Origin of the sequence: Akkermansia sp. UNK.MGS-1, from assembly GCF_000980515.1 — a bacterium.
Taxonomy (GTDB): Bacteria; Verrucomicrobiota; Verrucomicrobiia; order Verrucomicrobiales; family Akkermansiaceae; genus Akkermansia; species Akkermansia muciniphila.
In genome coordinates, this window is record NZ_LBCB01000014.1 from 114,585 (window position 1) to 129,374 (window position 14,790).

The 14,790-nt window shown below is 58.2% G+C and carries 16 protein-coding genes; 8 read left to right on the forward strand and 8 right to left on the reverse strand.

The genetic code is table 11. The features are described 5' to 3' along the window. Position 1: 1 nt before the first annotated feature. Both WW58_RS09110 and WW58_RS09115 read right to left on the reverse strand, forming a co-directional pair. On the reverse strand, positions 2-640 hold the full coding sequence (locus WW58_RS09110) for a polymer-forming cytoskeletal protein (protein ID WP_046437049.1): 639 nt from the start codon (positions 638-640) through the stop codon (positions 2-4). 70 nt (positions 641-710) lie between these two features. Beyond that, positions 711-1,298 carry a bactofilin family protein gene (locus WW58_RS09115; RefSeq protein ID WP_237970352.1) on the reverse strand — a complete coding sequence of 196 codons (588 nt, stop codon included), beginning with the start codon at positions 1,296-1,298 and terminating at the stop codon, positions 711-713. Between the two features lie 208 nt (positions 1,299-1,506). On the opposite strand from WW58_RS09115, the gene WW58_RS09120 reads away from it, so the two are divergent. Then, entirely contained in the window at positions 1,507-2,520 is a 1,014-nt protein-coding gene (locus tag WW58_RS09120; protein WP_128153882.1) for a hypothetical protein, read from the forward strand. Positions 2,521-2,570: 50 nt separating this feature from the next. Here WW58_RS09120 and WW58_RS09125 read toward each other — a convergent pair whose 3' ends face one another. Then, positions 2,571-3,005: a hypothetical protein gene (locus tag WW58_RS09125; RefSeq protein WP_046437053.1), complete on the reverse strand. Its 435-nt coding sequence runs from the start codon at positions 3,003-3,005 to the stop codon at positions 2,571-2,573. Between the two features lie 147 nt (positions 3,006-3,152). Between WW58_RS09125 and hisA the strand changes: the two genes are divergently transcribed. The 6 genes from hisA to WW58_RS13415 all read left to right on the forward strand — a co-directional run bounded on the left by hisA (position 3,153) and on the right by WW58_RS13415 (position 7,869). Beyond that, a complete protein-coding gene (gene hisA, locus WW58_RS09130; RefSeq protein WP_046437054.1) occupies positions 3,153-3,938 on the forward strand; it encodes a phosphoribosylformimino-5-aminoimidazole carboxamide ribotide isomerase in 786 nt (261 codons plus the stop codon). Beyond that, positions 3,935-4,225 carry a DUF167 domain-containing protein gene (locus WW58_RS09135; protein WP_022197539.1) on the forward strand — a complete coding sequence of 97 codons (291 nt, stop codon included), beginning with the start codon at positions 3,935-3,937 and terminating at the stop codon, positions 4,223-4,225. Before hisA ends, WW58_RS09135 begins: the two co-directional genes overlap by 4 nt. A gap of 134 nt (positions 4,226-4,359) precedes the next feature. Then, positions 4,360-4,914, forward strand: coding sequence for a nucleotide exchange factor GrpE (locus WW58_RS09140; RefSeq protein ID WP_022197538.1), 555 nt, complete (start codon positions 4,360-4,362; stop codon positions 4,912-4,914). A 24-nt stretch (positions 4,915-4,938) separates the two neighbouring features. Next, the gene (gene dnaJ, locus WW58_RS09145) at positions 4,939-6,096 is read left to right on the forward strand and encodes a molecular chaperone DnaJ (protein ID WP_046437058.1); all 1,158 of its coding nucleotides are present in this window, start codon (positions 4,939-4,941) and stop codon (positions 6,094-6,096) included. A 22-nt stretch (positions 6,097-6,118) separates the two neighbouring features. Then, the gene (locus tag WW58_RS09150; RefSeq protein WP_046437061.1) at positions 6,119-6,856 is read left to right on the forward strand and encodes a 16S rRNA (uracil(1498)-N(3))-methyltransferase; all 738 of its coding nucleotides are present in this window, start codon (positions 6,119-6,121) and stop codon (positions 6,854-6,856) included. 20 nt (positions 6,857-6,876) lie between these two features. Next, positions 6,877-7,869 carry an HAD hydrolase-like protein gene (locus WW58_RS13415; RefSeq protein WP_022197535.1) on the forward strand — a complete coding sequence of 331 codons (993 nt, stop codon included), beginning with the start codon at positions 6,877-6,879 and terminating at the stop codon, positions 7,867-7,869. Positions 7,870-7,881: 12 nt separating this feature from the next. On the opposite strand, the gene WW58_RS09160 is transcribed toward WW58_RS13415, so the two are convergent. The 5 genes from WW58_RS09160 to WW58_RS09180 all read right to left on the reverse strand — a co-directional run bounded on the left by WW58_RS09160 (position 7,882) and on the right by WW58_RS09180 (position 14,035). Next, positions 7,882-9,672, reverse strand: a complete 1,791-nt coding sequence (locus WW58_RS09160) for an alpha-1,3-galactosidase-related protein (protein ID WP_180975789.1) — start codon at positions 9,670-9,672, stop codon at positions 7,882-7,884. A gap of 84 nt (positions 9,673-9,756) precedes the next feature. Then, positions 9,757-10,692, reverse strand: a complete 936-nt coding sequence (locus WW58_RS09165; protein WP_012420501.1) for a phytoene/squalene synthase family protein — start codon at positions 10,690-10,692, stop codon at positions 9,757-9,759. Positions 10,693-10,731: 39 nt separating this feature from the next. After that, complete coding sequence (gene lepB, locus WW58_RS09170) at positions 10,732-12,015, reverse strand: signal peptidase I (protein WP_180975790.1); 1,284 nt, start codon at positions 12,013-12,015, stop codon at positions 10,732-10,734. A 55-nt stretch (positions 12,016-12,070) separates the two neighbouring features. After that, positions 12,071-13,447, reverse strand: coding sequence for an FAD-binding oxidoreductase (locus WW58_RS09175; RefSeq protein ID WP_046437067.1), 1,377 nt, complete (start codon positions 13,445-13,447; stop codon positions 12,071-12,073). Positions 13,448-13,450: 3 nt separating this feature from the next. Next, positions 13,451-14,035: a DOMON-like domain-containing protein gene (locus WW58_RS09180; protein ID WP_022197531.1), complete on the reverse strand. Its 585-nt coding sequence runs from the start codon at positions 14,033-14,035 to the stop codon at positions 13,451-13,453. A 92-nt stretch (positions 14,036-14,127) separates the two neighbouring features. Between WW58_RS09180 and WW58_RS09185 the strand changes: the two genes are divergently transcribed. After that, positions 14,128-14,781, forward strand: coding sequence for an alpha/beta hydrolase (locus WW58_RS09185; RefSeq protein ID WP_128153884.1), 654 nt, complete (start codon positions 14,128-14,130; stop codon positions 14,779-14,781). Positions 14,782-14,790: the final 9 nt, after the last annotated feature.

Here is a 14,790-nt window from a genome sequence, read left to right on the forward strand (position 1 = left end):
GTCACGTAAGGCGGGTAAAGGCTCCCTGGTGCGTGCCTCCTTCCTCAATGATGAGGCGGCGCGCCGTGATATCTCCCAGGAATTTGGCGTGCCGGTGGATGGTGACGGTTTCATCCGCCGTAAGCGTTCCTTCCAGAGACCCCTGTATCCAGATGTTTTCCACGCGGATGGTTCCTGTGACCAGCACCGTCGTCTTTTTTTCCACCACCATCCTGCGGGCGCAGATAGAGCCGGAGATGTGCTGGTCCGTTTTGATTTTGCAGACGCCGCGGCACAGGAAGTCGCCGGAAGCCCTGCCGTATAAGACCAGGTCACGGCATTCGATGTTCAGCCCCTTCAGATCTGCATTGGCCTGCACGGTAACGCTTCCGCAGGTCTGCACCTTGGTCCGGTGCGTTCTGCTGTGTAAAATGACGTCGTCCAGTTTGATATACGCGGAGCAATGGCCGCACCTGGCGGAAACTGCCGTGGCGGGGACGGAAGTGATTTTGCGGCAGGAGAAGCATTCCACCTCCCGGGCAGGCGCCGGGTTGCTTTCCGCAGTTGGCGGGAGTGTCCAGGGCGGCGCCGGGGAGGGGTGGCTGATTTTCCCAGAGGGCGCGGCGCTGATCCGGGGGACGGGATGGAAGATGGGGTTCATGGAACAAAGAGGGCGGCAAAAGAACGGACCGTTCTTTTGCCGCCCTTGAAAGTAGCAGGCGGAGAGTTTTTTATTCCGCGTCAATATCCAGCGTGCTCTGGCTGGCCGGAGCAGGGGGGGCCGGCTCCGGAGCGAAGGCATGGACGGAAGCCGCCTTCTTGGCGGCGGAAGCTCCTGTAGCTCCTACCGTGGGGGCGCCTACGGTAGAATGGCCGATGAAGATTGCACCGCCTTCAATAGCCAGGGAGGCGGCCTGGATGTCACCTACGAGTTCCGCCGTGCTTTTCAGTTCCACGCGGTCCGTGACTGTTACATTGCCGATGACCTTGCCGTGGATGATGACGGATTTGGTGTTGATTTCCGCCCGGATGACGGCGTTCTGGCCTACGGAAAGCACCCCTTCGGAGGAAATGTCGCCTTCCACGGTGCCGTCAATCAGCAGGTCATCGGAAAAACACAGAGAACCGATTACCTCCACATCGGAGTTCAGCACATTGCGGGTCAGCTGCTGGACACGGGTGGTGGGGGCGTAGGAAGGCACGGCTTCCGCAACCGGTTCGGGAATGTCCTGGCTCTTGGCTACATCCATCCAGCTGGGGGTGGATTCAGGATTTTTATTGCCCTTGGGGGCGGGAACGGTAGTGAATGATCCAAACATGGCGTTAAAAAGAGGGGGTGAAAGGTAAGATGGGAGCTCTTGAAACTCGTCCGGTTTAATGTACATCACCCGCATGTGGATGTGAAACAATTTTCTCCGGCAGGGATAAAAAAATGTGTCTGTTTTTTATCGTTGCGCTGCCTTGGGCGTTCCGGTAGTGTGTGACCGTCTTTCCGCGATTGTTTTCTGTGGATATTTCCGTTTTGAAATGAGTGATTTATTTGAAAAAAAGCTGTTCCTTTCTCCGGCCGCGCGCAGGCGCGGCGGAAAAGCGGGCTTTGCGCTGGGCCGCATTCTTTCCGTCATCTTTTTCGTGATCGCGCTGGGAATGTTTTTCGGCGGTCTTTTCTTCTGGCTCCAGAAGCGCCAGGCATCCCTGGATTCCGGAGCGGCCGCGCGGATTTGCGCCACGCCGGAGATGTTGTCCGGAGAATTGAAAGCCGCTCTGAAAGACAGGGTGGACTATAGTTTCTGGCCTCCTTATCACATTTCTCCGATGGAAAAGCAGGACCTGCTGCGCAACTGCCTGGCGGAGGCACAGAAATATCTGAGCGCCGCGGATGTGGTGCAAAAATCCTCTTTTGTGTGGAAGTCCCTGCAATCGCTTCCTTTAATGGTCAGGCATTACGCCATGTCTCCGCCTGAGGCGATTGTCAGCAGGCCTAAGGGGCCTAAAAGCTTTGCCGTGTTTGAGGTGGAGGGGCATCCCTGCGCCCAGCTCCTGGTTGGTTTTGAAAAGACTCCCGATATGGAATTCTGTTTTTTCAAGGATGAACAGGATGGTTCCTGGAAGCTGGACTGGCAGCAGTTTGCCCGCTTTCAGCCGATGAACTGGGAGGATTTTGTACGGGGAAAAGGGGAGGATATTGCGGAATTCCGCGTATGGATGGTTCGGGAGCGCATGTCGGAAAATAAGGATGACTACGCATTTAAGCTGATTGCTCCCGGGATGAACGGTTCCGAAGAGCGCAGCATTGCCCGGCCCATGGTGTATGTCCCCAGAAAATCGGAAATGGGCAAGCGTTTGTTCATGTTGTTTAAGATCAATGAGGAGATGGAACATTCCCCATACCGGGTGTTGAACGCCAATGACGAGGCTGACATGCTCCGCGCGCGGGTTCTCCTTTCCCGCAGCAAAGAGCCCAACCGCAAGGGGGAATATTCCTTTACGCTGGTCAGGCTGCTGGGGGAAGGCTGGTACGGCCTTTCTTTCCCGGAATAAAAAGGAAGGATTGGGCCGGCCTCTTGCTTTGCGGAGGATGGGGATGCGTTTTACCGGCGGTGGAAACGGGGAGGGGGCCCTTCATGTGGGCGCCTGGGGCGGTGGGGCCGGAAAGGGGGCGGGCATGGCGTAAGGCGTGCGGCATGATGTCTGCGGCAGACGCCCGCCGGCCAGAAAGGGCCGTGGTAATGCGGCCTGGGGTTCCATGCAGGAACATGGCAGCCGCGGTAGATGTCCCTGATGACGTAAATGGTTGCGCCTGCAGGGGTATAGGCGTAAATGGGCCGTCCGCATGGGGAATATCCCCAGATGGGGAATCCGGAGGGGTCATACAGGAAAACGGCCTGCCCTGCCGCAGGTACGCGGATTTCGCCATGCAGGTGAATTCCGGCTTCCGCGACGGGGGAAGAAAAGGCCAGGAGGGCAGATATGGCGCTTCCGGCGCAGCAGGCAAGAAGATGGTTTCCGGCAGGGTTGTTGTTCATCGGTTTTTTGAATGGTGGTTGACGGCAGTTATCCGATAGAGCGGAGTCCCCGTCCCGTTTTGTGTAATTTTCCATGCCCGTCATTCAGGGAAGGGGTAAAGGGAATACCGTCTTGACCTGGAGGGGCGCCCCGGGCAAAGTGACCGCGTGACGAGATTCAGACCATGCATTGATTTACACGGCGGGCGCGTGAAGCAGATTGTGGGCGGAACCCTGACGCAGGATGGCGTTTCATTGCGCACCAATTTCGTCTCCGACCGCGGCGCGGCATGGTATGCGGATTTGTACCGCAGGGACGGTCTGAGCGGAGGGCATGTGATCAAGCTGGGCCCAGGGAACGACCATGTGGCGCGGGAGGCCCTGGCGGCATGGCCGGGAGGCCTTCAGGTGGGCGGCGGCATGACGCCGGAAAACGCGGAGGAATGGATTTCCTCCGGGGCCAGCCATGTGATTGTTACTTCCTGCCTGTTTGATGCGGAGGGAACGCTGCGGATGGACAGGCTGAAGGATCTTGTTTTCGCAGTGGGCGCGGAACGGCTGGTGCTGGATTTGAGCTGCCGCAGGGTTCAGGGAGGCTGGGCCGTGGCCATGAACCGGTGGCAGACTTTGACGGAACTCCGGGTAACGGCGGAGACGCTGGATGTTCTGGCGGAATATTGCGCGGAGTTTCTTATTCATGCGGCGGATGTGGAAGGGCTCTGCACCGGCATTGACCGGGAACTGGTGGAAATGCTGGGAAACTGGCGCCGCCTGCCCATGACATATGCCGGAGGCATCAGCCGCATTCAGGATATTGACGAAATAGATGCTTTGAGCGGCGGAACCATGGATGCCACGGTGGGGAGCGCTTTGGATTTGTTTGGCGGCGGTTTAATCAGGTATGGGGATCTGGTGGCCAGGCAGCACGGGAAGTCCGGCATGGAAACGGTATGAAACTGGCTCTGAAAGTTATTCCCAATGCGAAGAAGAGCGAGGCCGTGGGATGGGAGGAAGATCCCCGTGCCGGCCGCGCGCTGAAGCTGCGCATTGCCGCGCCTCCCGTGGAGGGAAAGGCGAACAAGGTCGTCGTCCTTTTCCTGTCCGCATGGCTGGACATTCCCCGTTCCTCCATCAGCCTGCTGCGCGGGGAATCCTCCCGGCTGAAAGTGGTGGAACTGCCGGACGGATGCGAGGGAAAACTTGCCCGGCTGCTTTCTGCGGAGGATATTTCCGGAGCTTAGGAAAGCCGGGCGGAAGGCAGGCATTTTCTTTATGCGTAGAAGGGTTGCATCAGGCGCGGTCCATTACGCGTCAAACGTCATCCATGTCTTAGCAGGCCGTTGACGCATCCGGTAAAAGAATTTACATTGCCCGCATGAGCGACGAAGAGAAAGAGAAAAACGCGGAAGCGGAAGAGCTGGAGGTGCAGGAACAGGTGCAGGATGCTCCTGCCGAGGAGAAGGTGGCGGAACCTTCCCTGGAAGAGGAATTGCTTAAATGGCGGGATACCGCCATGCGCACTGCTGCGGAATATGATAACTACCGCAAGCGCATGGTGAAGGAAAAGGAGGAATGCGCCAAGTTCGCCAATCAGCGCCTGCTGGAAGAACTTCTACCCGTCATTGATAATTTTGAAATGGGCATGGCCGCCGCCAGCGCAGATGCCTCCTCCATGATTTACATCGGCATGAGCATGGTGAAGAAGCAGCTGGACGAATTTCTCGCCGGCAATGGCGTGAGCGCCGTGGAGCCTGTGGTGGGAAGCATGTTTGACCACGCCACGGAGGAAGCTCTTCAGCGGGAACCCTCCGACCAGCCGGAAGGCACCGTTCTGCGCGTTATCCGCAAGGGGTATATGCTGAAAGACAGGCTTCTGCGCCCGGCGAACGTGGTTGTCGCCCATACTCCGGACCCCGAACCGCAAGTCTGACCGTTTTTTTAACATTCACGCCACATGGCTAAAAAAGATTATTACGAAATTCTCGGCGTTTCCAAGGACGCTACTGACGATGAGATTAAGAAGGCCTATCGCAAGCTGGCCTTAAAGTACCATCCGGACCGCAACCCGGACGACCCGTCCGCAGAAGAAAAGTTCAAGGAGCTGGGAGAGGCCTATGAGGTGCTTTCCGATGCGGACAAGAGGGCTGCCTACGACCGCTTCGGCCATGCCGCCTTTGAACAGGGCGGTCCCGCTGCGGGCGGCGGTTATGCCGGGGGAGGGTTCCAGGATCCGATGGATATTTTCGCCCAGATGTTTTCCGGAATGGGCGGTTTTGCGGATATGTTCGGAGGCGCCGGCCGCGGCGGCCAGAAAAGGTCCACCAAGAGACCCGGTTCCGATTTGCGCTATGATTTGGACATCACGCTGGAAGAGGCTGCGAAGGGATGCACCAAGAAGCTTGAGATTGAGCGTCTGGTGACTTGCAAGACCTGCCACGGTACCGGGGCCAGGGATGGAAAGGAAGCGTTCAAGTCCTGTCCTACCTGCCAGGGGCGCGGCATCATTACCCAGCAGAGCGGCTTTTTCGTCCAGCAGTCCACCTGCCCCACCTGCCACGGCACCGGGGAAATCATCTCGGACCCATGCCCCGTCTGCCGCGGGGAAGGGCGCGTCAGGGAGGATTCCCACATCACCATCCGTATTCCTGCGGGCGTTGCCACGGGCAGCCAGCTCCGCATCGCCGGGGAAGGGGATGCCGGGGTGCATGGCGGCCCTACCGGGGATCTGCACGTGTTTATTGACGTCAAACCGCACGATATTTTCCAGAGGGAGGGCAACGACCTGAGCTGCACGGTTCCGGTTCCGCTTTCCCTGGCTGTTTCCGGCGGCAGGCTGAAAGTGCCCACGCTGGAAGGCGCGGCCACCATCAAGCTGCCGGAAGGAACGCAGAACGGCATGATCTTCCGTCTGCGCGGCAAGGGGGTAAAGGCCCTTCGCGGTTCGGACGTGGGGGATATGCTGGTGGAGGTGGAGGTGGAAATCCCCTCCCGGCTTACCAAGGAGCAGGTGGATAAGCTGAACGCGTTTGCCTCTGCCCTGGATGAAAATCGGAACCAGCCGGCTTGCGTGGAGTTTGCCGACAAGGCGGCGCGTTACCTGAAGGGCAAATAAGGTCCGTTTCCCTTTTTCAGACATGGCCCGCTTTTTCCTCCCGCCTTCCGAATGGGCTGCTCCCGCCTGGGAGCTGCGAGGGGATGAAGCGCACCATGCCGCCAAGGTTCTGCGCCTGCAGCAGGGTGACTCCTGCATCGTGTTTGACGGTTGCGGCCGTGCGGCCCACGCTGTGGTGGCGGAACCTCCGCGCAGCTCCGGCGTGCTGCTGGTTCCGGGGGAGGAATGCCCTCCTTCTCCCCCCGTGGCCCATTTGACGTTGTGCCAGGCTGTTCCCAAGGGGGCCAACATGGATCTCATTATCCAAAAGTCTGTGGAACTGGGGGTTTCTGCTATTGTTCCGCTCGTGACGGACCGCACGATCGTGCGCCTGAATGCCCGGGAGGCTGAGGCCAAAAGGCAGAAATGGCAGCGCATCGCCTTGGAGGCCTGCAAGCAGTGCGGCCAGAACACGCTGCCGAAAGTGGCGCTTCCCGTTCCCTTTGCGGAATGGCTGCGCGGAGGAATTCCGGAAGGACTGAATATTATCGCCTCTCTGGCGCCCGGAGTGCGGCCGGTCAGGGAAGTGCTGGAGGCCGCTCGTTCCCGTTCCGTCCGTCACGCTTCTCTGCTGGTGGGGCCGGAGGGGGATTTTACGGACCGGGAGACGGCCATGGCGTTGGAAGCGGGGTTTGTTCCCGTCACGCTTGGCCCTATCGTTCTCCGGGTGGAGACGGCCGCCTTTTTCGGCCTGGCCGCCATGCGGTACGCCCTGGACTGAGTTTTTTCATACGCATTCCCATGTTTAAAAATATCATTTTCGACTGGTCCGGCACCCTGGTGGACGACTTGGCCCTGACGTTGGACGCCTCCAACTACGTCTTTTCCCAATACGGGAAACCCTGCATGAACAGGGATGAATTTCGCGCGGAATTCCAGCTTCCCTATCCGGACTATTATGCCCGGGTGCTCCCCCACGCGGATCTGGATGAACTGGAAGACCATTTCCGGTACGCCTTCCGCGTTTCCAATGCTCCGGTGGAAGTGCTGCCGAATGCCCGGGAATTCCTGGAGTTCTGCCGCGCGCGCGGCGTGCGCTGCTTTATTCTTACCAGCGTGGACGCCAAGGAGTTTGATACCCAATGCAGGGAGCTGGGCATGATGGAATATTTTGAAGCCATTCATGCGGGCATCCGCCATAAGGATGCCCACATTCATACCCTGCTGGCCCAGCATGGGCTGCATGCCCATGAAACCGCATTTATCGGGGACATGCAGCATGATGTGGAAACGGCCCATCACGCAGGCATCACATCCATTGCCGTCCTGACCGGCTATAATGACGCTGCGCAGCTTTCCAAGGCCAAACCGGACATGATTGTTCCGGACCTGCTTGTTCTGCGCACGCTGATGCGCCGTTACGCGCTCCCTTCCGATACGCAGGATTCCATTAACATCAACGGTCTTGAACTGGATACCTTCATCGGCGTTCCGGACGAGGAGCGCGCTTCCATGCAGACCCTGAAAGCGGACATCACTTTTTATCCGGAGGAGGCCTTGTCCGGACTGAACGATGATTTTTCCAGAACCGTCTGTTATGATTCCATGGCCCGTGCGCTCCGGGCGGAGGCCATGGCGCGCCCGCGCAAGCTGGTGGAAACGCTGGCGGAGGATATGGGAAAGGTTTGCCTGAAGGAGTTCGGCGCGCGGCACGTGGTTGTTACTCTGCGCAAGTTCATCCTGCCGCGGACGGACAGCGTTTCCGTAACGGTGCATGTTTCCCGTCACCGGTAGGAAAGAGGTTTTCTACCGGATATCCACCGCCTTTTCTTCAGGGATCTTTTTTCCGTCTTTGGTGAAAGTGTTTTTCTCCGCCTTGACGCTGCCGGTATGGCGAGTGCGGATGGCGGTTCCGTTCTTGAGGTCAAATGTGTTTCCGGTAATGGTGATGTTCCGGTGAACTTCCCCTTCCGGCCGTGGGGCGTGCGGCACGATCTGGATGACGGCTTCTCCGCATTGAATAAAGGTATTGCGGGAAATGGTCATATTCCTGACCACGCCGGATTCATACCAGCCGGAGGCGTCATCTTCCACCAGGATGGCGGGCATGCCCGTTTTCTCAAACCGGCACCGTTCAACCAGCACCGGCTTCCTGGTGGTAAGCAGGAAGCCCCGGGTGGGAATGTGGCGGCATACCGTGTTGCTGATATGGACGGATGGCGTCCATGTGACGTTTTCCACAACATCATCAGGCTGGATGTTTCCGGGATTGGGATGTTGCAGCGTAAGTTCTATTTCCTTTTCATTGAGTTGGTTGACGCCGGAAACGGTATTGGATGCATAAGGCACCAGCGTGTTGCTGGAAACATAATCGATCCGGTCTCCTGGGGCAAAGGCGTCAAAGCCGAAGGTCTGGGGATGCATGAACCGGACGGTGATTTTGTTGGGGGCCGGCCTGCCTACAATGCGCAAGTGGGTGCCATGAACATTGATGGCGTCGTCATGGGAGGCTCCCAGCACGCAATCCTTGACGATGATTTTTCCCCTGCATCCGGAAAAGTGCAGATTATCCGCCCAGGAGGAGCTGGTGCGGAGGGAGCGGGGGCGCGGAGCTATGTTCAAGTGGCTGAACATGATGTTCTCGCAGAACTGGGAAACGACGCCCATGCCGTGCATATAGTAAATATGACAGTTATTCCAGAGGATGTTTTTGCTTCTGTATTGAAAGAAGCCGCAGCAGTCCCTCCGGGTATTGCGGTTCTGGTAGGATTGGCCCGGTTTCATGGTTGGGGAGCCTTCCTTGAACGTGACGCTGATTTTTCCGGGAGACAACTCTCTGATGACTGTTTTCCCGGGGTCGAAACGGCCCTGGAAAGTGCCGGAGGCGGAATCAAAAACTTTGGAATACCCTCCCATGCGGAATTCCCATCCGGGTCCGTGCCAGGTCAGGTTCCCATCCTTCACTGTGTACAGGATTCCGTCCGGAATAGTTGCTTTCATGGTATCCCCTTCAACTTCCGTGACCAGAAATTCCCCCATGGTCGGATGCAGGTAATCAAACCCCAGGCCGTTCAGGGAAACGTTTTCCGCATGTTCCATGCAGACAAAGATGGCTTTTCCTTCCAGCAGGATGTCGGTGGCTCCCGGCTTTCCCTCCAGGCGTATGTTTTTGGCTTCCATCAGGCGGATAGCCATGGCCTTGGGCTCGTTGGGCGCATCGTTGGTGTTGGAAATCTGCGGTTTTCCGGTCATCAGGGCACCGTGTTTGAAGATATGCCTGCCGGGCATGAACCGGATGGTGACCGGGGCCTGTTTGGAACCTTCCCCCATCAGCGCCAGGGAGACGGCATGTTCCCCCGGATGGATGACGAGCGTATCTCCCCGCGCCATGATGAGACGGTTGGCCGGCGCCATGCTTTTCCACGCCGTGGATGGGGCCGTTCCCGGATTGCCGTCATTTCCCTTGTCCGGGTCTATATGCCAGACATGGTTTCCTGCGGATTGCGTGCGCTCCGTCCGTTCCGGATAATCCGCTGCCGGGCATGGCCCTGTCAACATTGCGAGAATAAAAAGCAGGGAGGCCACGGGGTTTTGCATGCTGCAACTCCTACAGGAACACGGTTTTCGGGACAAGGATAATTCTTGCAGGGCCGGGAGAAAAATCCGCAGCTTTTCCATGGCTCACCTGGGAGGCCCCTGTTTTTCATCCTTTCTGCCGGGGCGGGAAAGAAAGCCTACCAGCTTGTCATAATACGCTTTGGATTTGTCGTAGTAGGATTGAGGGTCAATATCCAGTTTGGTGCGGAACAGGAGCCAGAGCTTGTGGAAGGTGTTGACGCGGTAGCGGATGTCGAAAATACGGAAGCCGCTCGCCTTCATTTTGTCCAGAATGGTATGGTAAATGAGCGCCATGGCCTGCGCCGGAATAAGGGCGGCTTTGTCTTCCGGGCTGAGAAGGTTGTATTCCCTCTCCGCTTCCGCAAAGAAAGTTTCCGCCAGATCCGCTTCATATTTCAGCAGCTCCTGAAGCCGGGGGGAATACACCCTGCAGCGCAGGTCTTCCAGGGTGTATCCAAAGCGGTCCATATCCTCCTTGGGCAAATAAATGCGGTTGGACTTGCCGCAGTCTTCCGCCACGTCCCGGATGATGTTCACCATTTGAAGGGCATGCCCCAAGGCAATGGCGTACGGATAGGAGGCTTCTCCCGCCCCCATGATGCGGGCGGAGGTGAGGCCCACGCAGCAGGCTACGCAGTAGGTGTAGTCCAGCAGTTCATCGCGGCTGCGGGGCTGCTGCTGGCAGATATCCGAACGGCAGCCTTCAATCAGGTGCAGCATGGGAGTGGTGTCCAGCTCCAAATCCTGGATGAGGGCTATGATGTCCTCCTCCAGTTCCGTCAGTTCCAGGCCTTCTCCGCCGTTGATGACCTCCACCCAGCGGTTCAATGCGTCGTGGCGTTCGCGGGGAGTCATGCCCGGTTCGTCCACGATATCGTCCACCGTGCGGCAGAAAGCGTAAAATTCCGCCATATGGCGGCGTTCTTCTTCAGGAAGATCAATGAGGGCAAAGGCCAGGTTGGACTTGGCCTTGCTGGTGATGGTTTGGGCTTGAGTCATGTCTTGACGGAAAAAACGTGCCTGCGAAAGGGATAAAAATCATGGAATAAGGCCCCAGTGGGAAGTAAAGGGCCACAGGCAGAAGCTGGCGGGGCCTACGATGTTGTACTGGCGGACGGGGCCCCAGTACCGGGAATCAAAGGAATTTTCGCGGGTGGAATTGTCCCCCAGCGCCACGTATTCACGCAGATAGGGGCGTTTGCTGTCGTTGGACAGATGAACGGTTCCCCCTTCCGTGATGTAAGCTCTGCCGTCCAGCAGGCTCAGGGGGGCGGGAAGGGCCACGTAGCCGCAGGGCTGGTAGGGGGGCTTGCCGGAAGCGACCCTCTGGATAGTCCATTCCGTGGCTGGTTTCCCATTGACGATTAGCTGGGAGTTCTGAATGGAGAGGGTATCTCCCGGAATGCCGCAGAGGCGTTTGACGTAGTGGGTTCCTCCTTCCTGGCCGGTGCTGCTTCCCTTATTGGCGATGCCTTCGATGCCGCGTGTATCAAAGACGAAGACTTCCCCTCGTTCCGGCTTGCGGAAGTGGTAGGCCATTTTATTCACCACGATTAGGTCCCCGGCGTCAAAACGGGCATTGACGATTGTGTCTCCGGGCAGGTAGCTTCTGAACGGGGTGTGCCGTTCGGCTTCAAAGCGCGGTTCCTGATTGAGGAAGTAGCGGCGCGTTTCCGCTTCCGCTGCCGGAATTTCCAGCTTGGAGCCGTCATCGAAAATCACGTTGGTCACCGTGAGCAGAAGATACTTGGTGGCAGGTTCGAAACGGACGATTTTCTTTTCCTTGGAGGCCGTTTCGTGCACATAGGAGCCGCCGTACAGGATCATGTCCCCGATTTTCTGCATCAGGGTAGGATCCCCTTCCTGGGGAAGGGCGCGGATTCCGTTCAGGGAGGGCTGCATGGAACCGGTCGGGATGCGGAAGGGCTGGACTACATAACAGCGCAAACCCAGGAAAATGGCCAGAATCACGAACAGAACTTCCACGTTTTCCGCCAAGGCGGAAGGAACCGCTCCGGGGATGGATTCCAGCGTGGATTCCAGTTTGGCGGTAATGGTTTCCGCCTGCTGCCTGTCACCCCGGTAAAGGGCCGTTTTCAGCAGGTCGCGGCTTTCTTCAAACTCCGCCAGGCGTTCGGGAGGCAGAAGATCGCGATTGTAGTTGATGTAGCGGCGCACTGCTTTCAGGGCCATACGTCCTTTCCGGCGCCATTTGGGCGTGAACCAGGCCAGAGGATGATCCAGAAGAAACACCAGAACGGCGTTTGCAGCCGGAAAGCAATCGTAAAGGGCAGCTAGGATGGACTTGTGCGGGCTATTCATGAAGTACGGCATTCATGATGCCCCGTCCGGAGGCGTCATGGAAGTTTATTTTACGTTACGGAAGCCCCATTTTTCCAGGATTCAGCAAATTTTTTGGGTCCAGGGCGGATTTGACCAGTTCGTGCAGGTGGTAGGCGCCTTCCCCCACGGCTTTCCGGAACCATTTGGCCTTCGCCAGGCCGATGCCGTGTTCCCCGGTAATGGCGCCTCCGTGTGCCAGCACCCAGTGGAACAGCCTGTCCACACAGGCGTCCGCCAGGGCTTTCTTCTCTGGATTCGCATAATCGTCCACCATGATGTTGGTATGGATGTTGCCGTCCCCGGAATGGCCGAAACACGCGATGTCCAGCCCTGTTTCCCGGTTCAGGGCCTCACAGAATTCCACCAGGGCCACCAAGCGCGATCTGGGGATGACGATGTCTTCGTTGAGCTTGGTCATTCCGGTTGCTTTCAGGCTGTAGGAAAATTCCCGGCGGAGTTGCCAGATGGCTTCCGCCTCCGCTTCCGTGTCTGCGCGCAGAATTCCGGTCGCGCCGCATTCTTCCAGCAGGGTGCATAGGGAATCCAGTTCCTCACGCACGGCGGGCCGCCTGCCGTCCACTTCCACAATCAGGTGGCCGCGGCAGCCGGAAGGCAGGGCGCTGTCCCCCAGATAGTTCCGGGCGGCGCGGAGAGTGAAACTGTCTGTTATTTCCAGGGCGGAGGGAAGATGCCCGCTGTTCAGGATGCGCTGCACGGCGGCAGCTGCCAGCGGGAATTGCGGGAAGCCGGCGCTGAGCGCGCCGAATGCTTCCGGGTGGGGGATGAGCCTCAAAACGGCCCGCGTGATGATGCCCAGCATTCCTTCCGAACCGATAAAAAGGTCCCCGATATCGAACCCCGTCTTGTTTTTATGGGTGCGTCCTCCGCATTCCACTACCTCTCCGCTGGCAAGCACCACGGTCAACCCCAGCACGTAAGCTCTGGTGACTCCATATTTCAGGCATCTGGGGCCGCCTGCGTTCGTGGCGATATTTCCTCCGATGCTGCATTCCTTTCTGGAGGCCGGGTCCGGCGGGTAGAACCATCCCAGAGCACGGGCTTCCCGCTGGAGATCCGCTGTGATAACGCCGGGTTCCACCACGGCAACGCCGTCTTCCGGGGATATCTCCAGGATACGGTTCATCCGTTCCAGGGAAAGGCTGATGCCTCCGCGCACGGGAACGCACCCTCCTACGTATCCCACCCCGCCGCCGCGGGCCGTGACGGGGATGTTCATGGAGGATGCGTAGCGCAGCAACAGGGAGACGTCCTCCGTACTTTCCGGGAAAACGACTGCCTCCGGCAGCACGGAGGCGTACCATTTGTCCCCGGCGTGCGCCGCCAGCACATCCGGGGCTCCGGAAACTTTTTCAGGCCCCAGAATGCGGGAAATGTCTTCTTTCAAAGACATGGATTATTTGAGAATGGGGGTGCAGAAGCAGTCCGGGCGGTGGAAATCCGGATTGCCGGAAAGGTCGTCCGCCGTAGTCAGGAAAATCTGGTCCGGAGTGTCCAGGATGAACGTGGCTGCCAGCTTGCAGTCGCGGATGTCCACGCCGCGCAGTTCGTTCAACGGAATCCGGGCCATGGCGCACCATTCTTCGTCCGTCAGAATGCACTTGGTATCCACGGCCAGCGGAGCGGGAATATCTTCATTGGCGCGGCGGGTGTCGGAAAAGGCGCAGGCCCACCATGCGCCGTTGGGAGCAAGGTTGAATTCCCAGTAATTGGTGCCGTCTCCCGCGGCCATGAACCATTCCGCCAGGTCGTACCGCCATAGTTCCGGCTGGAACTGGCCGGGCCGGGCTTCCGGATGGATGGTGGCTGCCTTGCTGCGGGAAGCCAGAAACCAGAGGAATTCCCCGTCCGTGGCGAAGGCGAATTCCGCACTTGGCTCCACATCATAGCCGAACCAGTCGTTGACGAGTTCCTGGCGGGGCAGGGAGGCAAGCTGGTCAAAGCTTCCGTTGAAGGCCCATTGGTGAATGATTACTTGCATACCACCACATTTGGACAGTTTTCAGGTTTTATCAAGCCAGAACGTCTTACAGGCTTGGATATTGACGTGATTTCTCCATCATGGGGGCCGTCATGCATTTTCAAAGGACGCTGAATCGGTTCTCCCGCGAAAACGTTCCCGGGTATCTGGCTGTGTTCATCGGCGGTTTCGGGGACATGTTTGCGGGTTGTTTGAGCCGTGTGGAGAAAGGATTTCCCGGTTTTTTGCCGGGTGTGGCGTACGCAACGGCTTATTACCACTGGGACGGAGGCGGCTGCGGCGTGTTTTTTGACAGGTGCGGAAAAATAGCGGTGGAGCTGGAAGAGCTGAGACGGAGATATCCCGGGCTGCCTGTCGTGTTGATAGGACACAGCTACGGAGGCTCCTGCGCGGTGGAAGTAGCCAGGCGCCAGTCGGTTCAGGCTGCTCCCCTTTGCCTTCTGACGATAGACGCCGTGGCGCGCAGGCAAAAGAGCGTGCGTCCGGCCTGTGCGGAATGGTGGGGGAACGCTTACCTGCGGGACGGCGGCGGCTTCATGGACGCGGTGCCCAGAATAGGCGGACGCTGGGGACATTGCGCCGGGGCTGATGCCAATCTTGCTTTTTCCGGCTACAGTCGTGACCGGAAGGGCCGCCTTTATTCCCATCGGCGTCCTGCGCCCATGCTTTATGAACCGCCTGGGGAAGAAGCATGCAGCCTTTTTCAAGCTGCTGCCTCCTGGCTGGAAAGAAATCTTCCGGACTGAACTGCCGGA